The following is a 22,420-nucleotide window of genomic DNA, read 5'->3' as shown; positions in this document are numbered from 1 at the left end:
AGCGTTCGACGCTCATCTCCGTCTTCGTGATCGTCTTGACGCTTCTCGACGTTGCTCATCGCTCGGCTCTCGTTTGATCGCGGATGTAGACCTGGAGCGCATCGTTCAAATATTTTTTCGATTTCAACCCGACCAGACGTTCTGCTTCTTTTCCATCCACAAAAATCAGCAGCATCGGGTATTTGTCGATGTTGTACTTTTCCTTGATGAAGGGGTTTTCCTCGATATTCACTTCCGCGACTTTGGCTTCACCGGATAATTCCGCCGCGAGTTCACGAATCGTCGGTTTCATGGCGATGCAGGGCTGGCACCACGGTGCCCACATGTCGACCAAGACGGGAAGCTCGGACTCGATGACTTCGCGTTGAAAGTTGGCGTCGGTCAACTGGGCGGGGGTAACTCCGTTCCGTCGAACTTTCTCGTTCGCCGACGGCGACTCGCTACGGTCGCAACCGAACATCGCAACCGACAAGACGCCAAACGTTAATAGGCAGATTTTTCGCATGTTTCTAATTCGTATTTGGTTCACGAAACTCGATGATTGCCTTCCTTAGCTCGAACGAACTCACTTTCCGACACTGTGATCTTGGCCGAGAAAGTGCGGACACCGGGTGTTGTACGAACGACCGCACATGCAAGCGCGCGGTCGTTCGGATTTGCCACGGTTCCGGTTATTTCAACGTCGCCAGTGCAATCACATGACGCCTTGACCTCCGAAAAACCAAACTTGACCAACGCTTTCTCGACTCTCTCCGCCAATTGGCACCTCACGCGACCGCCTCACGCACAATCCGTAGGTGATTCGGATGAGAAACCTCTAATCGCTGTCCACCGACCGAATTACACTCCAAAGCCAGGATCGTTACATCGTCATCCGGCGGTAGGTTACCTGCATGCTGCCCAAGTTCGCCGACCAGCCGGTTTAGGGAATCGTCGAGCGGTTCATTCACACTCCCTGCGAATATCTCCGCGATCCTGCCTCGTCCGAACTGTTGCTCATTCACGTTGTGCGACTCGGCCACACCATCGGTGGCCATCAACAGCCGGTCGCCTTTTTGTAGCCAATGTTCCGTGGTCTTCCATCGTGAGTCAGTGTCAATTCCCAAGGGTAGACCGGTCGACTCAAGTGACGAGGTGCCGTCCTTTGAAAGCAACGTGACGGGTTCGTGTCCCGCGCTGGCGAGTTGCAGACGCCCAGTCGCAGGGTCCCAACGCAGTACAGCGGCGGTGGCGAATTCACTGTCCATCAGGTAGCCGGGCAACATCACATTGACACGCTGCAGCACTTCGCCCGGACTTCCACCACGCATCGACGCCGTGTCGAATAGCATTTTCAAAATAGAGGCATTCATCGCTGCCGGAATGCCGTGGCCAACAAGATCGGTGATGTAAATCAGCCAGGTATCCTCCGGCATTGCGACGACTCCGTAAATATCTCCAGCAACGTCCTCCGCGGGCTGATAGTGTGTCGAAATTGTCAGTCCGGGAACGGTCGGCGACTGCGGCAAAAGATGTCTCTGTATCCTCTCGGCCCGGCTCATGTCCAAGGCCCGCCTTTGCTCCGTGTTCGCAAGCGATTCGCTCATTTCGGCAATGGATTGGCCAAGAGTATTTAACTCGTGGCTGAGGCATTTAATTCTCGGAACGGCCAAACGATCTTCGCTGACCCGCTGCACGGCGTTGACCAGCAAACGTGTTGGCTTAACAATCAGTCGAACCAGGGCGAGGTTCACCAGGACGGTTGCGATTGTGGCAAGGCCAAGCTGACTCAGCACGTGAATGATGATCTCCCTGCGAATCGCGCGGCGGACATCGGCCGCTGTTTCAGAAATCTCGACGCGAACCGGCCCAGCCGCGAAATGACCGACGACCGCAAATTCATATGAATTCTCCCAAGATTTCCGCGCGTGTTCCGATTCCGAATCCGCCAACAGATTCACGTTGGTATCGGCATAGTACTGCAGGTCTTGCTCGTTCCAGCCAATGTTGATCCATCGCGGCGAACCATTCTGTTGTGACGAATCTAAACGGCTGCCGACAAGCAACCGCTGAATCGTTTGCGAGTTCGGCGGCTGATCCATCGCCAGCAGCGCGCTACCGATCAGCGATGCTTGCTCGTCGAGCGCCTCACTCCGTTCGCTGGTAGCGCGTTTCATCTCCATTCGATGGTCCAGTACAGCAAGTACCGCCACGAACAGTACCAGCGGAACGTTGACGGCGGCAAGCAATAGTGTCCCGGTTGAGCAGGACCACCTCGGACGGTTTGATGTTGTCTTCATCCTTGAACCCCCGCCAATCGTTGATGAACGACCCTAACGAGTTCCTCGCCACTGAGCGGATTGGAAAGCCCGACTTGACCATCGTCAGAAAAGGAAACTTGCAGAAAATCCAGCAGAACGGTCGGAATGGTCTCGATGACATCGTCCTTGAACATGACGTCTATCACGCCGTCACCCTGTCCCCATGGCAAATGGATCTCGATCACAAGGACCGCGAACTTGTTGGTTCGCAAATACTCAAGGCACGTCACACCGTCGCCGGATTCGGTGACCAAATAGCCAGCCGCGATGAGTTGACATGCATACTGGGCACGGCGTGTTTCGTCTTGGACACAGAGTAGCAAGGACTTTCGGTCGTCTACTTGGTTATCGTTGTCCGGGCAAACTAAAGAGGGTGATTGATAACTTCGTTGAGGTAATGTTTTCATTGAACTGCTTTCTTGTTTGGTAAATGATGACAGATGCCCTTTCTGATTCAGGAAAGCCATCAAGTCAGATACCGCGACAATCGAGAGCAGACGTCCTTTGCCGACTCATAACGTACGTTATCTTCCGAAATGCTCGTCATGGGATTGCGAAGTTTGCTACATCCCATCGGTTGCCATGAGAGCGGCTTTGACGCGAACGATCCCATTTCAAGATCGAGTCGTACTTTGTCCGAATGACTCCAGAAATAGACAACTGACTCAAATACATCGCAACGGCATGGACATGGACACTTCTCTGGGCACTGTTCGCAAGAAACGCAACCAGCAGGAGAGTCGAAGCTGGACGGATGACAGCATTCGGGGCATGCGCAACCGCCGATCGCCATGGCTGTTGATCCATGCACGCAAAAGGCAATAAGAATTAGAACGATTAAACGCATGTCGATATTTGGTTCCCCCGGTTCTTCAATGAAAGGCCGCTGATGCTGCGGTATCCACAACATCAGCGGCCACACAGTTTCAATCCAAATCGAAGGCTACTTCTTCGGTTTGGACGTGTATGTTCCGCTCGGGCCTTCGAGCTTCACGGGTTCCTTACCAGCTTTTTCGATTGCTTCCCACAACTGGAGCGGCGACAGCGTCGCGCTGCTCTTGGGGACGACGATCGCGGTCTTGGACTTGACGTCGGTCTTGACGCCTCCGACGCCGGACACTTCGGACAACTTCGCGGCCACCTTCTTTGCACAGCTCTCACAGGTGAGAACCTTCAAGGTGATGGTGGTTTTGTTCGTCGAAGCCCCAACCAAATCGGCGGCAGTGGCAATGCGGCTTTGAGCCGTCATGCAAAGGGTAGCGGCGAACGTCAGGGCAAGGCAAAGGGAGGTACGGTACATTTTCAGATTCCTTTCAGGTAACAAACATAAACTTTCATCTGGTCGGTCCTTTCGGATGGGGTCTAGGTGTCACATCGCTATCTCCTTTGGTTTGTAGGACGAAGTGGGTAAACGGGGATAAGGTCAGACTGAAAAACGTGGCTGAGGGCGAGCGACTCAACGGGCTGGTCAAATGCGCTACTGTTTTCTCCCCAGCCACTACGATCAAATGGCTATCGCCGTGGATGGGTCGAGGTTTCAACTTTCGCCAAGGGCACGGTTGAATCCTCACTGTTCTCTGTCGGCGAAACGTTCAAACAATCGCCATCGCAGCAGGCTTGCGAAATGCAAGCCGTCCGGTGGGGCACAGAACATCCACACATGCAGCCGGGCTGAACGAGCAGAAACGTAGCGAACGACATGGTCGTGACGCGTCGCAATCCCCGACTCCAGGCGTTTCTTTTTGGCGATTGCCTTGACATGCCTACTCTGTTGGTTGCGGTGGTTTGTGACCCGTCTTGGCTTCGTAAGTCGCTGCGAACTTATCGAAACGCTTGGGGCTGCAAATGAAACACTGCGATTCGGGGCGGTCGTGTTCATCACACCAATCGCCATCCTCTTTGAACTTCGACACCAACGTTTTGTCACACAGGGCGCAATCGCCTTCGGGAACACCGTGTTCGACGCACCACCAACCGCCGTGGCTGTGATCCACATTCGTTGCCGCCACCGGTTCGGAACTACCGGGTTCAGTGACGACATCGCTCTTGCTGCAACCGGCCAACACCACGGCGGCAGCGGCCAATCCGGCCAGCGACAGTCCACGAAAATCTTTGATCCAATTCATCTTCACAATCAATCTCCTTCGGCTTGGCCGAATCAAGGGTTAGACCGTCAGCCGCTCGGACAGCTTCTGGGATTCAAACGTTTCGTCGGAATCCGAAGGCTGCTCCGACTCTGGGTCGGTCCGGTCGTTGGGTTTGAGTTGATGACCATCATCATCTCCACCATCTCCGTCAAATTTTTCAACCGGCAGGTTGAAGACCACATAGAGCACTCGCAAAACGAGCAAGCTCATGATCATTGCGCTACACACGCCGCCGATCACAACCGTTGCCAACGGTCGCTGCACCTCGGCGCCCATGCCGGTACTGAACGCCATCGGCACGAAACCAAGGCTGGCGACAAGCGTCGTCATTAGGATCGGACGCAATCGCGTCATCGCGGCTTCTTCGACCGCTTCATCGAGTGACCGACCACGCCGCCGGAGTTGTCGGATCGTTGAAACCAGCAACATGTCGTCCAGCACTGCAACGCCGGACAATGCGATGAATCCAACGGCAGCCGAAATGGAAAACGGCATGTCGCGAACCCATAGTGCCAACACTCCGCCGATCCAAGCGAAGGGAACGCCGGTGAACACTCGTAACGAGTCCACCCAGTTGCGATAGGTCGCGTAGAGCAATGACAGGATCATTAACAGGGCGATGGGAACAACGATCATCAACCGCAGTTGGGCACGTTGCAAATTCTCAAACTGGCCACCCCACTCGACACGGTAGCGTCCCGGTGGCAGTTGAACCTTCTCGTCAATCGTGCGTCGGGCTTCGGCGACAAAACTACCCAAGTCGCGTCCACGGACATTCGCTTCGATCGTGATTCGCCGTTGGTACCAATCTCGCTTGATTGTGTTCGGCCCCTCGACCTTCTCGATCGTGGCTAACCGAGACAAAGGGATGCGTTCACCCGAAGGCGTCGCTACTAAAATTTGACGGATCGCGTCTGGGTTAGCTCGCGCCTTTTCCGGCAAGCGAATGATCAGCGGGAAACGCAATTGCCCTTCGTACACTTCGCCGACATGATGGCTGCCTAACGAACGCACAAGATTCATGATCGTGCTGGCCGACACCCCGTAGCGTGCGATCTCGTCTTGTTTGACACGAATCTGTAAAACGGGTTGACCAGACACCTGTTCGACCTTGACGTCTTCGCTGCCGGGAATGGCATTGAGCGCCCGTTCGATCTCGCTCGCCTTCTCGACCATCAGATCGAGGTCATCGCCATAGAGGATTGCCGCGACATCCGACCGAACGCCCGAAATCATTTCATTCATTCGCATCTCAATCGGTTGTGACATCGCCAATCGAGGGCCGGGCAAGTCTCGAAGTTCTTCCTGAACCTTGATGACCAATTCTTCCTGCGTCTCCGCCCTCGTCCATTGTTCGCGTGGATGCAGGGTCAAAAACAAATCGGTCAATTCAGTTCCCATCGGATCGGTCGCAACTTCCGCCGTACCGATGCGGCTCCAGACCTGCGATACCTCATCAGGAAACTTATCCAGCAGAACCTGCTCCATTTGCGTGTTGTATCGCATGGATTCTTCTAGCGTTGTGCCCGCCAGCCGCACGACGTTGATCGTGATCGCACCTTCGGAAAGTCGCGGTACGAACTCGCTGCCAAGGTTCGGTGCAACCAAACCAAACACGCTGACCAACAACAATAGTGCCGCACCGATCACAAAGGTCTTGTGGTGCATCGTGAACCGAAGAACCGGTGCATAAAGTCGCTTGAGCACGCGGATCAACAACGGCTCTTTCTCTTGGACGTTCTTCGGCAAGAACAGACTGGCCAAAACCGGCATCAGGGTGAGCGATAGGACCATCGAACCGGCCAAGGCCATGATTACGGTGATCGCCATAGGTCGAAACAGTTTGCCTTCGATCCCTTCGAGCGTCAGGATCGGCAGATAGACAATCATGATGATTAGCTCGCCAAACATCGTCGGCTTGCGAACCTCGATGGCCGCCTCGCGAATGATCTCCAGTCGACTTTTGCCGTCCCGGTTGTGTGCCAAATGCCGCACGCAGTTCTCGATCATCACGACGCTGCTATCGACGACCAACCCAAAGTCGATCGCACCCAGGCTCAGCAGACTGGCGGCGATGCCAAACTTCAACATTCCTGAAAATGCAAACAGCATCGACAATGGGATCGCTGCCGCGACGATCAAACCTGCTCGCAGATTCCCCAGAAAGATGAACAACACCGCGATCACCAACAGACCACCTTCAAAGAGATTTTTTTGAACGGTGTGAATCACGTGGTCGATCAATTCGGTGCGGTCATAGACGGTTTGAATTCTGACGCCCGCTGGCAGTGTCTCTTGAATGCTGGCGATCTTTTTTTTGATGGACCACGTCACGTCGTGACTGTTCTCGCCCATCAGCATGAACCCGAGTCCCAAAACCGCCTCGCCGCGTCCATTCGCCGTGACCGCCCCGCGTCGGATTTCGTGTCCGATTTCCACCTCCGCCACGTCACGAATGCGAACTGGCACGCCATCTTTGGCGGTGATAACAACATCCTTGATCTCCTCCAGATTGACCGTTCGACCGACGCCGTGGACCAACAACATTTCGCTGCCGTCGGTAACCGTCCCACCACCTACATTCTCGTTGTTCGCTTCGATGGCTTCGCTAACTTGCTCGAACGTCAATCCATACTTCACCAACAAATCCGGTTGCAGTCGAACCTGATACTGTTTCTCGTAACCACCCCAACTATTGACCTCCGCAACGCCGCGAACCGAACGCAACTGGGGCTTCACCACCCAGTCGTGGATCGTACGCAATTCCGTCATCCGCTTGATGCGTTCTTGTTGTGCGACCTTGGAGAAATCAACACCTTCGTAAACCAGCACATAGTGAAAGACCTCGCCCAACCCTGTCGAAACCGGCCCCATTTGCGGTCGCTGAATCCCGTCGGGCAACTCGACGGTGGAAAGCCGTTCGTTGATCAGTTGTCGGGCGAAGTAGATGTCGATGCCATCGTCAAAGATCACAACGACTTGAGACAGGCCGAACTTTGAAATCGAACGCAACTCATGCAGGCCCGGCAACCCGCTGATCGCCTGCTCGACCGGAAACGTAATCTGACGCTCGATCTCTTCGGACGCGAGCGAAGGGGCGACCGTGTTGATTTGAATTTGAACCGGAGTCGTGTCCGGGAACGCGTCAATGTCCAGTTGCTGGAGCGAGAACACACCAACGCCAGCGAACAACAACGCGGTCAAGATGACCAAGGCGCGGTGCTTGAGCGAGAAATCAATGAGGTAGTTAAGCATCCGTGCAATCCTTTATTCGGCGACGCAGTCGCAGCCTGCACCAAGGTTGTTCTTGAGAAGTTGTGCCCGCAGCACGTCGCTGCCGTCGGTCGCGATCACTTCGCCCGGTAACACACCCGAAATGATCTCTGTCACATCGCCATTGACCGCTCCCAATCGAACCGAGCGGACATGGAAAACCTTGTAGCTTTCGGGGCTGGCGAAGTAGTCCTTGTCGCGAACAAAGACGACTTGGCAACAACCTTCCCAATGAGAGGAGCCGGTTGGGATCACGATCGCGTCGGACTCTTTCCGCAGGATCACTTCGCCCATTCCAAAGGTCTCGTTGCGGAGGCGTCCGTCCGAGTTGTCCAACACGGCTCGAACCTGCAACATCCGCGTCGTGTTGTCTGCCGAAGTGCTAATCCAGTCCAATGTTCCGGTGACGACTTCGCGGCTACCGTCGGCGCGAAACTCAACGGGCTGACCGATTGCCAACTGCTCTGAACTTTCCAGCGGAATGTTCAACGTCAGCCACATTTGTCGAACGTCGGCGACCTGAAAGAGAATCCGCGTCGGATCAACGACTTCGCCCGCGGAAACACTCCGCTGAACCACGACACCTTGGATTGGCGATCGAATCGGCAGCAGGTTTGACGTGACGGTTCGACTGTTCAACTGCGCACGAAGCTCGTCCGGAATTCCTAGCAATCGCAAGCGATCGAGCACCTGTTGTTCTGATAAGCCCTGCAACTCACCGACTTCGGCGGGCAGTCCCAAATTCCGCAGCGATTGCTCCGCCGCCAAGACGTCCGCCTGAGCTTTCGCCAACGCCGCGTTCGCATCCAAAATTCGGGAACCGGCAATCGCGGCGCGAGCGCTGCTCAATCGCGAAACGTTTTGCTGTTGAAGTTTTTGTTCCGCCAACGCCCGCAGTAAGTCCGTTTTGATGTCACCAACTCCCGCCGCGTCAATCACCGCCAGAACTTCACCAACCTCCACCGGATCGCCCACGTTCTTTGTGACCTTCCAAACGCTCCCCGGCACCCGCGACGCCATGCTCGCCTGTCGCGTTGGATCGTAGATAATTTCTCCGTTACCAACGATCGACTCGGTGATCGGGGCACGCTCGACCAGTTCAACATCGACGCCAGCCTGTTGAACCGACTCGATCGAAGCAAACTGAATTCGTGACTGGTAGACCTCGCAAGCACTGTTGTTTTCTTTGCGAGGCGCAATCGCCAACGCACGAGCCGCACGTTCTAAATCTTCGACCGGAACAGTGGGTGATTCTTTGAGTTGGGCAACATCGGGATGGTCGAGCGTGCAGTTGTGGACGCCGTGGACGCTGCACCAGCCGTAGTCAGGCCCCTTGGCCATCAACGTCGGATCACACTCGACACAAATGGACTCCGGCACCGCATGTTCTTCACACCAATCATCGACAACCGGTTCGACATCGCCGGTCAGTGCGGCGAATTTGGGTATCCGCCAATCGTTGTGATGCCCGTAATAAAACACTGCTGCGAACCCGGCCAAAACCAAGGTCGGTCCGATACTGCCTAGCACCAACGAGATGCCGCGGCGAGTGGGACCGCGAGGTTTCGATTCGGCGTCCTGATTGATTTCAGTTTCGGCGGCGGGAACCTTGTGTCCATTGACGGACGGCTCCACGGGTTCTTGCAGAGGACTTTTTCTCGGCGCATCGGCAAGCGGATGACTCATTGGAAAACCTTGCTGGCTAAAGACGGTTTAAACAGCGCACGCAACAACCGCGAGCGCATACAACGACCAGAATCGCCGCCAACCAAAAGCTAGAATCCGAGCAAGCAAATCCGTAGCCGGAATTACAAACCGAGTTCGCCGGTCAGCAGACGAAGAGACCTACTCGCGGCTTAGAGCAGCCAAGAAGAGTGCGCAACGCGCACCGAGCGACCCGTCAAAAGATCCAATGGACGAGGTTGATGCTCGAATCGAGAAACCAAGACCTCGGAGAGATCAAGCGTCTCCAAACTCAGCGGAGCGAGATCCACGGCGAGCTGAAATTCGACAATCGTCCGATGGCTCAGCTCAGGCGTGACTTGACAGTCGCATCCCGTCTCGCAAGGACAGGGTGATTTCGCTGGTGGAACGCCATCGTCATCGCAAGTCGCGTTCTGTTCACCAGAACAACCGCAAGAATGATGCACAACTGCCACATCGCTTACAAAACGATTGTCAAACGCACCCTGGCAACAGACCGGGCACGCGACAACTCGCAGTGCGATAAACGATAGGAAAAGCAGCCGAAACATCGTGTCAGTTGGTGTTTCTTAATTTAGAGTTAATTAGCCAAATTGTAGGCCAAAGCTAGGCTTGCGTCCAGTCCAGTTTATCGGCAAATGCTGCCCGCTTTGTCCTGTCATTCTCGCATAGCCAGCCGCAAAACAGGCGATTAGCATACCAACACGCCCACTTGGGAGTCTGATTAACCCAGCTTCACTCCCCATCTTCCCTCAAGCGTCCTTCGCAAAGCGTTCGTCTCGGATACCCAGCCGCAACTTCCACTCCATCGCACTGCAATACAAAACCGGCACGATGAACATCGTGATGATTGCGATGACCATGCCTCCGAAGCTGGGGATCGCCATCGGCACCATGATGTCGCTGCCACGGCCGGTCGATGTCAGGATTGGAATCAATGCCAGGATTGTCGTCGCCGTGGTCATCAAGCACGGGCGAACGCGTCTCATGCCGGCGGTCACGGTGGCTTCGCGAGCGTGCTGGGCGTTCTCGATGCGATCCTTGCGGAAGCTTTCGTCAAGGTACGACGCGATCACGACGCCATCGTCGCTGGCGATGCCGAACAGGGCCAAGAAGCCGACCCAGACGGCGACACTGAGGTTGATCGTTTTGACTTGGAACAGCTCACGCATGTTGGTGCCGAGTAAGCTGAAATCGAGGAACCATTCGGTCCCGTACAACCACAGCATGATGAAACCGCCCGCCCACGCGATCAGGATGCCACTGAAGACTAGCGATGTTGTGATGGCTGATTGGAATTGCAGGTACAGAATCAAGAAGATGATCCCGAGTGCGAGTGGCAACACGATTGCCAGCGTTTTTTGCGATCGGATTTGATTCTCATAGTTGCCCGCGAACGTGTACGTCACTCCGGCCGGTAACGTGAACTCGCCCGAGTCGATTTTCGATTGCAAAAATGCCTGAGCCTCTTCGACGACGTCGACTTCCGCTTCGCCGGCCTTCTTGTCGAACAGCACGTAACCCAGCAAGAACGTGTCTTCGCTCTTGATGACCTGCGGACCTCGGGTGTAGCGAATGTCGGCGAGTTGTCCGAGCGGGATTTGCGACCCGGTTGGCGTTGGGACTAGAATCCGTTCGAGCGATTCGAGATCGTCCCGCAGTTCGCGGGCGTAACGAACTCGCACTGGGAAGCGCTCACGACCTTCAACCGTCGTTGTGATCTGCCGGCCGCCAATCGCGACTTCGATCACGTCCTGCACGCTGCGAATGTGCAGTCCGTATCGTTTGATCGCATCGCGGTCGATGTCGATCTCCAAGTACGGCTTGCCGACGATGCGATCAGCGATGACGGCTGAAGATTGGACCGTTGGAATTTGCTTCAGTAGCGATTCCAATTCCAAGGCAACCCGCTCGATCGTCTCCAGGTCTGGGCCTTTGACCTTCATTCCCATCGGAGCACGCATGCCGCTCTGCAGCATCACGATCCGAGCCGCGATCGGTTGCAACTTAGGAGCGGACGTCGTGCCTGGAATCTGGGCCGCCGTCGTGATGGCTTGCCAAATGTCGTCAGGCGTGCGTATTTCGTCTCGCCATTGCCGGAACGGACGACCGGTGGGATCAAGGATCAGCTCACCGTCGTCGTCGCGGACATACTCGTTTGCTTCCGTGTCATAGCGGAAGTTCAGCCGGTGACCGTCTTCGTCGGTTTTGTATTCCGACTTGTAGGTGATGTAGGTTTCGATCATCGACACGGGTGCCGGATCAAGCGGAGTGTCGGCGCGACCAATCTTGCCGACGACCGATTCGACTTCGGGGATCGACACGAGCAATTGGTTCTGCAACTGCAACACGTCCATCGCTTCACCGATCGAAGCGTGCGGCATCGTGGTGGGCATGTAGAGGAACGAGCCTTCGTCGAGCGGCGGCATGAATTCTTTGCCGAGTCCCGGTAGCACGTTGGTTGCTGTTCTCCAAGGACCGGACTCCCGAACGGTCGAATCAGAAACGCCAACCATCGTGAGCGTCTTGGGGACGAAACCGAAGACCTTGTCGAAACCCAACCAAGCCGATCCACCGAACAACAGAATCGCAGTTGGCAAGCAGAGAAACGCGAGCTTGTGATTCAGGCACCAACGCAGGATCGGTTCGTACAGGAATCGTTGAAAGACGGTAAAGAATCCGAGGATGCCACCAATCAATCCGCCAACGAACAGGAGATTCAGCAGCAAACCTTTCTGCGGTCCCAGCGGCAACCACTCCTGCGTCAGTAACACGCCGACGACAAGAGCGGCGACAGCACTGGCCGCGTACGGTCCGAAACGGTGGTAACGCTCAGGAATCCGTTCTTCGTACAGTTTGTATGCGGACAGCACGATCAAGATTGCACCGACCCACCACGTCAACATCATCGACGCCGCAATACCGAGAATCAGTAACACGAACCAAGCCCCGCGACGCAAACTCTTTGACTCAATGCGCCCGCCCATCAACACGTGGGCGGCTGGCGGAATGATTGTCAGCGCCACAATGACGGATGCCGCGAGTGCAAACGTCTTGGTGAATGCGAGCGGACGAAACAGCTTTCCTTCCGCACCGATCATCGTGAATACTGGCAGAAAACTGACCACGGTCGTTGTCACGGCGGTCAGCACCGCACCGGCGACTTCGTGAGCCGCCTTGAAGATCACCGTCATTTTGTCGTCTTCGGGCGCAGCTTCATCCAGGTATTTGAGAATGTTCTCGGTGAGAATAATCCCCATATCGACCATCGTCCCGATCGCAATCGCGATGCCGGACAACGCCACGATGTTTGCGTCCACGCCAAACGTCTTCATGGCGATGAAGCACATCAACACCGCCAGCGGCAATAAAGCGCTGATCAGGAACGAACTGCGTAGGTGGATGACCATCACCAAGATCACGATGATCGTCACGAGGATTTCTTCAAACAGCGCGGTGTTCAACGTGCCCAGCGTCTCATAAATCAAGCCCGTGCGATCGTAGAATGGCACGACCGCGACTTGACTGGTCGTGATCCACGTCGGCCACTGTTCTTGAGGCATGCCACGAAGATGCTTCACCCAAGCATCACTACTGGCCGTCGCTCCCGTGATCGGTTCCAGGTCATGCCGGTCGGCGTAGAGATCAACTTCATCGGCCGACGTCTTTGTGTAATCGACAAGCACCTTCGTCGGCAGACCCGGCGAAACTTCCTTGATACGCTGTTTGATGTTCTTGATCGCTGCCAGCGGGTTGTATCCGTAGCGTACCACCGCGACTCCGCCGACGGCTTCCGCACCGGCCTTGTCGAGCGCACCACGCCGTAATGCCGGTCCAAGCGAAACGTTGGCTACGTCGGCCACCGTGATCGGCACGTTGTCCGTCACTTTTACGACCGTCTTCTCGATGTCTTCGATATCCTCGATGAAGCCGAGACCGCGGATGACGTATTCCGCCTTGTTCAGTTCGATCGTCCGAGCACCGACATCAACGTTCGTCATGCGGATCGACTCGAACACCATCGCAAGCGTCACTCCAGCGGCCCGCATCGCATCGGGATCAACGTCGATTTGGTATTCCTGAACGAATCCGCCGATCGACGCGACTTCACTGATCCCTTCCGCTGAAGTCAAAGAGTAGCGAACGTAGTAGTCCTGAATCGTTCGCAGCTCTCGCAAGTCCCAACCACCCGTCGGCTTGCCATCAGGATCACGGCCTTCGAGTGTGTAAAGATAAATTTGCCCCAATGCTGTTGCGTCGGGTCCGAGAGTCGGTTGCACGCCATCGGGCAAGGTACCGGCGGGCAAGCTGTTCAGCTTTTCCAGCACTCGCGTTCGCGACCAATAGAAGTCTGCGTCTTCGCCGAAGATGATGTAAATCGACGAGAAGCCGAACATCGAATAGCTGCGGATCGTCTTGACTTCGGGAATGCCCAACAGCGCAACCGTCAACGGATAACCGATCTGGTCCTCGACGTCCTGTGGGCTGCGACCCATCCACTGCGTGAACACAATTTGTTGGTTCTCGCCAATGTCGGGAATCGCGTCGACCGGCACGGGATCGCGAGGCAACACGCCGGTGTCCCAGTCAAACGGCGCGACCATGACGCCCCAGCCTAGCGTGGCAATGACCAGCAACAGGACAACGAGCTTGTTGGTCAAGCAGAACCAGATCAGCCGGCCGAGGATCGAGCGTTTTGCGTATTCAATGGTTTCATCGTTGTCAGTCATGTTGAATTACTTGGCCTACAACTTTTCGACTTTGTCGGCACACTTCAGCATCGACGGGCCGTAGTACGGATTGCGAACTGCATCGTCGGACTGAATCCACGATGCACCACGTCCCTCAAACGCCATCGGGCAATGCAGTTCGTAAAGAGCCGCGTCGGTGGGAAGACCGAACATCCGCTCGAGGCTCAGCATCTGCTCAGACAGCAACGCGAATCCGCTCCGCAAGGCGGCGAGGTCGTTTGCTTTCTGCAATCTTGCGACGATCTCGGACAAGTCGCGTTTCTCTTTGTTCCACATTTCGCCCGCTTTGGACTCAGAGGCAATCGGCAGCAATGAAGCCAATTGCTGATGCAACGGCTCGACGGCTTGCTTCGCACCCTCCAGATCGTCGGCCGCGAGCGCCTTACCAAGTCCCAAATAGGGACCGACAAAGCCGTTCAATTGCTGGATCACTTCTGGCGAAGCGTCCATGTTTGTCATGGCTGGCATCTGCATCTCGTCGTGAGACATCGGCAAAGGGAATTGCGTCTTCATTTGCTCGACGCGCTGGCGAGTCAACGCGAACACCCGATCGGCTTCACGCATGGAATTGGTCTCACGGCCTTCGGTGACGTCGTTCCGCAATAACATCGCAATCTCGAACCATTGCGGTCGCATGTCGGGGCCGATCAAGTCTGCTGGCACCGCCTCGACCGCGTTACCCAGTTCGTCGTAGCCGGCACGAATCTCTGCGAGGTTCGCTGCTTCGACCTTTTCTTGAATCGTTTTGTATTGCTCAACAATGCCTTGCATCGCATCACGTACCGCTGGCACCAACTCCATCGGACTTGCGTTCATCGTGACACCTTCGTCCGCCTTTGGCATTTCCATGCCGCCGTGGTTGTGTCCACCGCCGCCACCACCTTGAGGTGTCATCATCGAGGGCTTCGCCGAAATCTGCAGCGCACTGTCGAGCTTGAAGTTTCCGTTGGTCACAACGAGGTCGCCTTCGTTGAGACCGGACTTCACCAGATAGAATTCACCTGCTCGCGGACCGATAACAATCTCGCGACCTTCATAAGTCGGCTTGTCTGCGTCGGGAATCTGAACGTAGACGATCGCTCGTGTACCGGTTAGCAACACGGCTGACGTCGGTACGATCAACGGCTTCGCAGCATCGGTCGGTTCTGCGGTGACATAGCCCAGTGATTCGGCCCGCACCAATGGCATCCCGCAAATGTCGCAGTCGCCCGGTTGATCTTTCACGATCTCCGGATGCATCGGGCTGATCCACTTTCCGGCCAACGACGCATCAAGCACTCGGCCGCCCGCCGCGACGTTGCTCTTCACGATCGCCCGTACGAACATCTCCGGCTTCAGTCGGCCGTCATCGTTGCTGACGTTCACGCGAACCTTCACCGTTCGCGTAGCTTCGTTCAACACCGGGTCAATGAACGCGATGCGACCGTGAAAAACCTCGCCCGGATAAGCTTCCGTCGTGAACTCGACGTCTTGCCCGTACCGCAACCAAGCTAGGTCCGATTCGTAAGCATCCATCTGAACCCACAAGTGGTTCAAGTCGGCGACGGTGTAGATGCGGTCGCCGGTCTGTACGCGATCACCTTCTTGTTTCAACTTGCCGACGACCGCGCCGCCAACCGGCGAATAGATCGTTACGGTTTCGGATGACTTACCACGTTGCTCGATCGTTTGAATTTGTTCTGGCGTCAGTCCCAGCAACCGCAACTTCTCGCGAGCGGATTCGGCAAGATCGAGTGGTTCGATGAAACGCGATGAGCTTTGTGGCCGGTCCCGCCGAGTGGCGGCAAGCAACTCTTCCTGTGCGGTGTAGAGTGCTTCGCTGTAAATTTGCACCATGTGGTCGCCCTTGTTGACTTCGACGCCCGTATAGTCAACGAACATGCGTTCGAGCCTGCCGGGAACCCAAGCCGTGATGTGGGCAAGTCGTGTTTCGTCGTACTCGATCTTGCCCACCATCCGAACATCGGCCGTCACGTATTGCCGACGGACGGGGCTGACCTGAACGTTCATTAGGCTCTTGATCTCAGAGCTGATCGAAACGGTGCGAACACCGTCGGCCGATTCTCTCACCGGAACTAAGTCCATCCCGCAGATCGGACAACTGCCCGGACCATCGCGACGGATTTGCGGATGCATCGAACAAGTCCAAATCGACGGTTTACTTTGCATTGCCTCCGAATTCGACGTACCGGAACTCGAGGACACTTTCGGCTCATCCGAGCCGCCGCCAAACCATGAAGCGACGAAGACACCGAGCAGCACAAACGCCACCGCTTGTGCAATCCAGAGTTTTCCGCGGTGTTGTTTGAAGAATTCGTTCATGAGTTCGCTTTAGGATTTGTCTAACCACGTCACCAGCTTCGCCACTTCCTCTTGGTCGCGAACGCCGACGGCGGTGACGCTTCGAGTGCCTTGCTTCCAAGTTGCCGCGATGCTGGAATCGAGATCGACGAGACAGCAATCTTTGTCGCCGCACGTTGCCATGCTCTGGCGGCGATCGCCAAACCAAGCAGCTTCTTCGTCGTCGTGTTCAAACAGAACCAACGTCGAACCATCGGATCGCTTGCACACCGCTTTGACGCAGGTGCAGCAAGGCATCTTCAACACGCTGGTCGATGCCAACGAATAGCCGTCGGGCAATCCACTCGAAACGATCGGGCGATAGCCGACCAACCTCACGGCTCCCTCCGCGTCGACCTTCTCACCGTCGTACTTGGTAAGCAGCATCTGTTCCGCTCCGTCTGGATCGCTGGGCAGTTTCTGCAAATAGTCGTCCATCACGCCAGCGAATTCGGCCATGTGGTCAGCTGACATGCCTTCTTCGCCTTCGTGTGAATGCATCGCCATTCCGCCGGCAGTATTTTTCATGCCATCCTGACCTCCGCCGTACCAAAGCCCAACGCCAAGCAACAACAAGATCGAAGCTGCCATCGACACAACACCGACTCCATACGGCGACTCGCGAATCCAAACGCTGAACCGTCGCGACAGAGTCACTGGTTCAGCCGCCGCCGGAAGTTCACGCTCAATCCGCTGCCAAAGATCAGACGCTTTCGCAGGGATAGGAGCCTGAGCGAAAGCCGACCCAAGTGACTCGAATGCACTTAACTCGGCCGCACACGCTTCGCATGACTCAACGTGCTTCGCGACAGTTGCCGCTTGTCCAGCCGCAAGCTCGCCGTCGTGATAAGCCGACAGATATGGCTGCACCGTTTTGCAATCGTTGGTTGACATAACCCACTCATTCTCTGGGAGACGCTTCTGCTGATGTGTTTTTGATGCCCGAAGTAAGTGTTTATTCACGCATTTCAGTGAATTTGCAGAATTCTTTCCGCATCGCGTGAAGAAAGCGACCGCCCAAGTATCCAAATTCACGTCAATCGAAAAATTCGCCCTCCTCATCCGCGAAGGCAAGACCCCATGCGACTCACGAAATTCATCCCGTTTCTACTCGGCGGGCTGCTCATTCTCGGCATTTACGGCTGCAGCTCGCCCGAATCCGATCCCGTGACGCCACCCGCGACTCCCGCCAGCGACACGGCCGAGGACCACGCCGATCACGATCACGGCGACCACGCCACCGCCGATTCCGATTCGCCAATGGCCAAGATGATGGCGGGCCTAAAAGAGCTATCGCCGGAAGATCACAAGTCCGCCATGGCTCAGCACATGTGCCCCGTCAGCGGCGAGATGCTTGGAACGATGGGAGCCCCTGAAAAGGTCGATGTGAACGGCAAGTCAGTGTGGATTTGCTGCGACGGCTGCAAAGACAAACTGCTCGCCGATCCCGAGAAGTACCTCGCCAAGTTGAAGTGAGCATGTTGATGGCGGCAACTGAGTTTGTGAAACGTGCCTTCACTAAAGGCCCATCTAATTCGCTGCAAAGTGTCTTGAGCGTGGTCGACGACTACGTTTTCGATCGTCGACACCAACTCGACACACGATCCGAAGTCGCGATCAACGACTTAGACATCAGCGACGAAGATAAACAGCACGCCGACAAGTACAAGCCGACGCGTGCTCGATACTTTCGCAAGATCATGGCCAAGCTCGATCTGCCTCGCGAAGGCGTCTTTGTCGACGTCGGCTGCGGCAAGGGTCGGATTTTACTTCTCGCCGCTGAACACGGCTTCGACCAAGTCGTCGGCTTGGAAATCTCGCCCTCATTGTGCGAGATCGCCGAGCGTAACGTCGCGAGCTTCCGAGAAAACACGCCCACCGCAAGCTCGATCGAAGTCGTCTGCACCAACATCCTCGACTATCAGATGGACGGCAGCGAAACCGTCTTCTTTTTGTATTCGCCTTTCGACCAACCGGTCACCAAGACTTTTCTGGAAATGATCCGGCAGTCAATCAACGATCATCCACGGGATTTATGGCTGATCATCGACGAGTTTCGATTCCCCGAGTTGCTGGAGGACGACGAACTCTTAAAGCAATCGCTTGTTTACGAATACGGATCAGCCATCTTCCACGTCTATCACCACCTCAGCTAATTTCTAACGGAGCATCCCCATGAGACATCTATTTACTGCCGCGATAGCAGTCGCCACGCTACTGGCGACTTCGTCTTTCGCAACCGCCCAAGACGCCGCCGCACCACACGACCACGCGGCACACGACCACGCGGCACACGACCACGCTGGCCACAGCCACACCACTAAGGCAACTGGCCCTCACGGTGGCACTGTGCAAACCGTTGGCGACCGCCGAGTCGAAACCGTGATCGCCGACAAAGGCATCATGTTCATGATTCTTGGCGAGAACGATCAACCCATCGCCCCGCCCGAGGCGACCGGTACACTGAAACTTCGAGTCGGCGACAGCGAGAAGGAATACACCTACCAACTCAAAACGCTCAAGAATCTCGCGATTGGAGTCGGCGTCGACCTTTCCAAAGTCGTCGACCAACCGTTGCACATGAACGTCGAGATCACCAACATCGGAAGCCAGCCACTGGTATTCCACGCGATGGGCAAACTCGCCAGCGGTAAGCTCTCTGACGAACTACTTATCAGTCTGCAAGCCACCTGTCCCGTCAGCGGTCAACCGCTCGGCTCGATGGGCAAGCCGCCCAAGATCACGATCGGTGACAAGTCACTCTTCGTCTGCTGTGCCGGCTGCACGAAGAAAGTCGAAGCCTCACCCGACCAGTACCTCACCAAGTACTACACCGCCAAAGGCGAACAAGTGCGCGAGGGCGTCTTCAAATCCACGCTTGCCGATGCTGCCGCCATCGCCGCACAGAAAACCTGTCCCGTCATGGACGAACCGCTGGGCGGCATGGGCGTCCCAGGCAAGGTCAACGTCAACGGAAAAGCCGTCTACATCTGCTGCCCCGGCTGTGCCAAAAAGCTAGTCGCTGAACCAGACAAGTACCTCGCGGCCCTCAAAGCCAAGGGAATCACTCCACCAGCGTTCTAAATATGGCGTCAAACATCTTTCGCCGCCGGACCGACTGAGCGAATCAGATCGCTCCACATTTCACGCTGCTTGACCCAACACAGTTGCTTCGTGATCGGACGCAAGTTCCTTTCGTGAATTTTGGAACGCCCCGTCATTTCGCGGGGCAGGTAGAGCAACGCTTCTTGAATCTCGGGTGCGAGCAGCGATAGGCTCAGGATTTGAGTGAGACGGGGCTGCGAGACTTTGCCCAACTCGGCAAGTTCGATCGTGTCCTGTGCCTCGCCACGCCGCAGCATCTCGTCCATACGAATCGCGAGCGCCATCAAGCGAGAAATCCTGGGAACCTTTCCGCGCCTTTTCACCGGCGGTTCGTCGGCCGATTCCGCCTTCTTCTTGGCGGGTTTCTTCAGATTCACGTTGACCTTACATTTGACCGTAATCATGAATTCGTCTCCTGTTGTTGTTCGGTCGCTTCGGCGGAAAAGGTTTTGATGCCCGCCGGGTGCATCGAAATCGAAAGCGAGCTTTCGTCTGCGTCGAATTCAATCCGACTGATCAGCAACGTCAGCACCGCCGACTTCTCGCGAGTGTTCAGCTCATTCCAGACGTTGCCAAAATCTGCAAAGGCGGCGTTCACATCACGCTCGTCGATCTGTTCCGCAGTCAAGCGTTTGATCTCGCCGTCTACGATTTCAAGCGACTCGATAATGCTGGCGACCTCTTGGTGCAACGCGGCCAATCGCTCTGAATCGCCAGACCCGGCATCCGTCGAATTGCTCACATGTTTCATCTGCTCGTGCTGGTGATTCAACCGTTGGGTGAGCTGCGTTCTTTGAGTATTCAACTCCGCCAACTCCGCTTCACAACGTTTGCTCGACTGCTCCAACACATCGCGACGCAAGCCAGGATCATCTGCGATGCAGCGAATCTGGTCGACCACGGCCGCCTCAATATCCGCCGCTGGCAGCGAGGGTGACGGACAATACTTCCGCCCGCGTTTGATCGCCGTCACACACGTGTAGTAGCGGTACACCTTCGACCGGCGGCGAGCTACGTTGTGGACCATCGAGTAGTTGCACGCCGGGCAATAGATCAAACCTTTCAACAACGCCTGATACTTGTTGACCAAATGGTTGCCCCCGCCGCGAGCGTGACTACGCATCATCGCCGCGACATCGTCGAACAACTTCTGGTCAATGATCGGCGTGTGCTCACCCTTGAACGTCTGCGTCTTATGCTTGATCCGACCAATGTAGGTTTGGTTGGTCAGCATCGTATGCAGCGACGACTTATCAAACGGCTTTCCGCCTCTCGTCTTTCCCGATTTCGTCTTCCAGGATTTCAAACGCCAGCCGCGGCGGTCAAGTTCTTCGACCACCGGCGTCATCGACTCCATTTCGAGATACAACCCAAAGATACGCCGCACCTTCGCCGCCTCGTCCGCGTTGACCACCAACTTCGGGCTTGGCCCGGACCGGTCAACGTCGTAGCCCAGCACCGGGATACCGCCCGCCCATTTCCCACGCCGTCGTTGAGCCGCAATCTTGTCGCGAATCCGCTCTCCAATGATCTCTCGCTCGAATTGTGCGAATGAAAGCAGAATATTCAACGTCAACCGACCCATCGAGTGCGTCGTGTTGAACTGCTGCGTCACCGACACGAACGACACGCCATGGTTGTCGAACGTTTCCATGATCTTCGAGAAGTCCAGCAAGCTACGACTCAATCGGTCGACCTTATACACGACCACGCAATCAATCTTTCCCGCCGCGATATCTTCCAACAATCGTTTCATCGCGGGCCGGTCAACGTTGCCGCCCGAGTAGCCGCCATCGTCGTACCTCGTCGAAATGACCTTCCAGCCCTCTTGCGATTGACTGGCGATGAAGTTCTCGCCGGCTTCACGCTGGGCGTCCAACGAATTGAATTCTTGATCGAGACCTTCCTCAGTCGACTTACGAGTGTAAATCGCGCACCGAATAATCCGCCGTTCAGATTCCGTTTGCTTTTTCATTTCTGTCTCCTTCCGAGCCGAAAGAAGAGGAATCCGTTGTAGCTGACCCCGGTGATCTCGCCAGCGACTTTCGACAACGAACGAAACCGTTTGCCCTCGTACTCAAATCCGTCCGTCAATACGAGCACCCGAACCATCTGGCCCTTGTATCGCCGCTCCAGAAAGCTGCCCGGCGGTGGCAAGCGAGGATCCCAGTCGACATACCCGTCCTCTTCAGGCGTGACCCGGCGAACGTTATCCAAAACCTCTTCGCGTGGAGCAGTCATGCGAAGATCCGAAGTCGCCGCCAACTCTCGAGCCTTCTGTTTCGCTTCGTTGCTCAGCCCGCCTTCGTCCAACGCTTGCAACCGCCAAGCGATTCGTCGCACCAAATACTTCTTGTGACGACTGCGACAAACTTCATCAAACACTTCTTCGTAGAGCGATCGCAGTTCATTGACTGTCTTGTCCTCCAGCGCAGCAACCGCCAATCGAGTTTCATCCTTCATCGGCTCACCTCAGTGTTAGCTTGCTCCGATTCGGAGACGATCGACAATTCGTTGATGTCGAGCGATTCGGAATCTTGTTCGACATTGACTTCATTCGACTGGCGAGTGTAGATCGCACATTGCGTCGCAGACTGTTCTGCCTTGGTCCGGCATCGAGTCAATGCACGCGAAAGAATGGCAGCGATATTGCTGCGTCTTGCATCACTCATGAATGGGTACCTCTGTGAAAGAAGGAATGGATTCGGCCGCGGTCATCTGCCGCTCAGAAACCGCGTCCGTCACAGAGAGCCCTGGAAACCGACCCGGCTCAAGCGGCTTTCCCAAAGAGTCTTCAAGA

At 55.7% G+C, this 22,420-nt stretch carries 18 protein-coding genes; 3 read left to right on the top strand and 15 right to left on the bottom strand.

From position 1 onward, the window contains the following. Positions 1-55: 55 nt before the first annotated feature. From NB063_RS08935 to NB063_RS08890, 11 genes are all read right to left on the bottom strand, one after another. A complete protein-coding gene (locus NB063_RS08935; protein WP_233215155.1) occupies positions 56-505 on the bottom strand; it encodes a thioredoxin family protein in 450 nt (149 codons plus the stop codon). A 20-nt stretch (positions 506-525) separates the two neighbouring features. Then, complete coding sequence (locus NB063_RS32570) at positions 526-771, bottom strand: BON domain-containing protein (RefSeq protein WP_063825903.1); 246 nt, start codon at positions 769-771, stop codon at positions 526-528. Next, on the bottom strand, positions 768-2,156 hold the full coding sequence (locus NB063_RS08930) for a PP2C family protein-serine/threonine phosphatase (protein WP_250928393.1): 1,389 nt from the start codon (positions 2,154-2,156) through the stop codon (positions 768-770). Before NB063_RS08930 ends, NB063_RS32570 begins: the two co-directional genes overlap by 4 nt. Before the next feature lie 119 nt (positions 2,157-2,275). Next, positions 2,276-2,707 (bottom strand): response regulator transcription factor, encoded by a 432-nt coding sequence (locus NB063_RS08925; RefSeq protein WP_234952465.1) that lies wholly within the window; start codon positions 2,705-2,707, stop codon positions 2,276-2,278. Positions 2,708-3,243: 536 nt separating this feature from the next. Next, a complete protein-coding gene (locus NB063_RS08920; protein WP_250928392.1) occupies positions 3,244-3,600 on the bottom strand; it encodes a heavy-metal-associated domain-containing protein in 357 nt (118 codons plus the stop codon). Between the two features lie 463 nt (positions 3,601-4,063). Continuing rightward, complete coding sequence (locus NB063_RS08915; RefSeq protein ID WP_099261001.1) at positions 4,064-4,432, bottom strand: RND transporter; 369 nt, start codon at positions 4,430-4,432, stop codon at positions 4,064-4,066. Between the two features lie 33 nt (positions 4,433-4,465). Then, complete coding sequence (locus tag NB063_RS08910; protein WP_250928391.1) at positions 4,466-7,702, bottom strand: efflux RND transporter permease subunit; 3,237 nt, start codon at positions 7,700-7,702, stop codon at positions 4,466-4,468. Between the two features lie 12 nt (positions 7,703-7,714). Continuing rightward, positions 7,715-9,406, bottom strand: coding sequence for an efflux RND transporter periplasmic adaptor subunit (locus NB063_RS08905; protein WP_250928390.1), 1,692 nt, complete (start codon positions 9,404-9,406; stop codon positions 7,715-7,717). A 770-nt stretch (positions 9,407-10,176) separates the two neighbouring features. Further along, a complete protein-coding gene (locus tag NB063_RS08900; RefSeq protein WP_250928389.1) occupies positions 10,177-14,154 on the bottom strand; it encodes an efflux RND transporter permease subunit in 3,978 nt (1,325 codons plus the stop codon). A gap of 15 nt (positions 14,155-14,169) precedes the next feature. After that, positions 14,170-16,497 (bottom strand): efflux RND transporter periplasmic adaptor subunit, encoded by a 2,328-nt coding sequence (locus NB063_RS08895; protein WP_250928388.1) that lies wholly within the window; start codon positions 16,495-16,497, stop codon positions 14,170-14,172. A gap of 9 nt (positions 16,498-16,506) precedes the next feature. Further along, complete coding sequence (locus NB063_RS08890; RefSeq protein ID WP_250928387.1) at positions 16,507-17,409, bottom strand: anti-sigma factor family protein; 903 nt, start codon at positions 17,407-17,409, stop codon at positions 16,507-16,509. 186 nt (positions 17,410-17,595) lie between these two features. Between NB063_RS08890 and NB063_RS08885 the strand changes: the two genes are divergently transcribed. Genes NB063_RS08885 through NB063_RS08875 form a run of 3 tightly spaced genes read left to right on the top strand, consistent with a single transcriptional unit; the run spans position 17,596 to position 19,599 of the window. Further along, positions 17,596-17,991: a hypothetical protein gene (locus NB063_RS08885; protein ID WP_250928386.1), complete on the top strand. Its 396-nt coding sequence runs from the start codon at positions 17,596-17,598 to the stop codon at positions 17,989-17,991. Between the two features lie 2 nt (positions 17,992-17,993). Beyond that, complete coding sequence (locus NB063_RS08880) at positions 17,994-18,671, top strand: class I SAM-dependent methyltransferase (protein WP_250928524.1); 678 nt, start codon at positions 17,994-17,996, stop codon at positions 18,669-18,671. Between the two features lie 19 nt (positions 18,672-18,690). After that, positions 18,691-19,599: a hypothetical protein gene (locus NB063_RS08875; protein ID WP_250928385.1), complete on the top strand. Its 909-nt coding sequence runs from the start codon at positions 18,691-18,693 to the stop codon at positions 19,597-19,599. 8 nt (positions 19,600-19,607) lie between these two features. Here NB063_RS08875 and NB063_RS08870 read toward each other — a convergent pair whose 3' ends face one another. From NB063_RS08870 to NB063_RS08855, 4 genes are read right to left on the bottom strand one after another with little or no spacing between them, the layout of a single operon-like run. Then, positions 19,608-20,024: a hypothetical protein gene (locus NB063_RS08870; protein ID WP_196784637.1), complete on the bottom strand. Its 417-nt coding sequence runs from the start codon at positions 20,022-20,024 to the stop codon at positions 19,608-19,610. Further along, the gene (locus tag NB063_RS08865) at positions 20,021-21,595 is read right to left on the bottom strand and encodes a recombinase family protein (protein WP_250928384.1); all 1,575 of its coding nucleotides are present in this window, start codon (positions 21,593-21,595) and stop codon (positions 20,021-20,023) included. The genes NB063_RS08870 and NB063_RS08865 overlap by 4 nt, the downstream gene beginning before the upstream one ends. Beyond that, on the bottom strand, positions 21,592-22,083 hold the full coding sequence (locus tag NB063_RS08860; protein ID WP_250928383.1) for a DUF2924 domain-containing protein: 492 nt from the start codon (positions 22,081-22,083) through the stop codon (positions 21,592-21,594). Before NB063_RS08860 ends, NB063_RS08865 begins: the two co-directional genes overlap by 4 nt. After that, complete coding sequence (locus tag NB063_RS08855) at positions 22,080-22,292, bottom strand: hypothetical protein (protein ID WP_250928382.1); 213 nt, start codon at positions 22,290-22,292, stop codon at positions 22,080-22,082. Before NB063_RS08855 ends, NB063_RS08860 begins: the two co-directional genes overlap by 4 nt. Between the last annotated feature and the right edge of the window lie 128 nt (positions 22,293-22,420).

Origin of the sequence: Aporhodopirellula aestuarii (assembly GCF_023701485.1) — a bacterium.
GTDB lineage: Bacteria > Planctomycetota > Planctomycetia > Pirellulales > Pirellulaceae > Rhodopirellula > Rhodopirellula aestuarii.
This window is presented reverse-complemented; position numbering and strand designations above follow the sequence as displayed.

What these genes read in the sequence shown, in the direction of transcription:
- NB063_RS08890 (WP_250928387.1), bottom strand. Translation starts at nt 17,409, where the DNA reads ATGTCAACCAACGATTGCAAAACGGTGCAGCCATATCTGTCGGCTTAT.
- NB063_RS08900 (WP_250928389.1), bottom strand. Translation starts at nt 14,154, where the DNA reads ATGACTGACAACGATGAAACCATTGAATACGCAAAACGCTCGATCCTC.
- NB063_RS08930 (WP_250928393.1), bottom strand. Translation starts at nt 2,156, where the DNA reads ATGAAACGCGCTACCAGCGAACGGAGTGAGGCGCTCGACGAGCAAGCA.
- NB063_RS08855 (WP_250928382.1), bottom strand. Translation starts at nt 22,292, where the DNA reads ATGAGTGATGCAAGACGCAGCAATATCGCTGCCATTCTTTCGCGTGCA.
- NB063_RS08905 (WP_250928390.1), bottom strand. Translation starts at nt 9,406, where the DNA reads ATGAGTCATCCGCTTGCCGATGCGCCGAGAAAAAGTCCTCTGCAAGAA.
- NB063_RS08885 (WP_250928386.1), top strand. Translation starts at nt 17,596, where the DNA reads ATGCGACTCACGAAATTCATCCCGTTTCTACTCGGCGGGCTGCTCATT.
- NB063_RS08875 (WP_250928385.1), top strand. Translation starts at nt 18,691, where the DNA reads ATGAGACATCTATTTACTGCCGCGATAGCAGTCGCCACGCTACTGGCG.
- NB063_RS08910 (WP_250928391.1), bottom strand. Translation starts at nt 7,702, where the DNA reads ATGCTTAACTACCTCATTGATTTCTCGCTCAAGCACCGCGCCTTGGTC.
- NB063_RS08925 (WP_234952465.1), bottom strand. Translation starts at nt 2,707, where the DNA reads ATGAAAACATTACCTCAACGAAGTTATCAATCACCCTCTTTAGTTTGC.
- NB063_RS08920 (WP_250928392.1), bottom strand. Translation starts at nt 3,600, where the DNA reads ATGTACCGTACCTCCCTTTGCCTTGCCCTGACGTTCGCCGCTACCCTT.
- NB063_RS08895 (WP_250928388.1), bottom strand. Translation starts at nt 16,497, where the DNA reads ATGAACGAATTCTTCAAACAACACCGCGGAAAACTCTGGATTGCACAA.
- NB063_RS08870 (WP_196784637.1), bottom strand. Translation starts at nt 20,024, where the DNA reads ATGATTACGGTCAAATGTAAGGTCAACGTGAATCTGAAGAAACCCGCC.
- NB063_RS08865 (WP_250928384.1), bottom strand. Translation starts at nt 21,595, where the DNA reads ATGAAAAAGCAAACGGAATCTGAACGGCGGATTATTCGGTGCGCGATT.
- NB063_RS08880 (WP_250928524.1), top strand. Translation starts at nt 17,994, where the DNA reads ATGTTGATGGCGGCAACTGAGTTTGTGAAACGTGCCTTCACTAAAGGC.
- NB063_RS08935 (WP_233215155.1), bottom strand. Translation starts at nt 505, where the DNA reads ATGCGAAAAATCTGCCTATTAACGTTTGGCGTCTTGTCGGTTGCGATG.
- NB063_RS08860 (WP_250928383.1), bottom strand. Translation starts at nt 22,083, where the DNA reads ATGAAGGATGAAACTCGATTGGCGGTTGCTGCGCTGGAGGACAAGACA.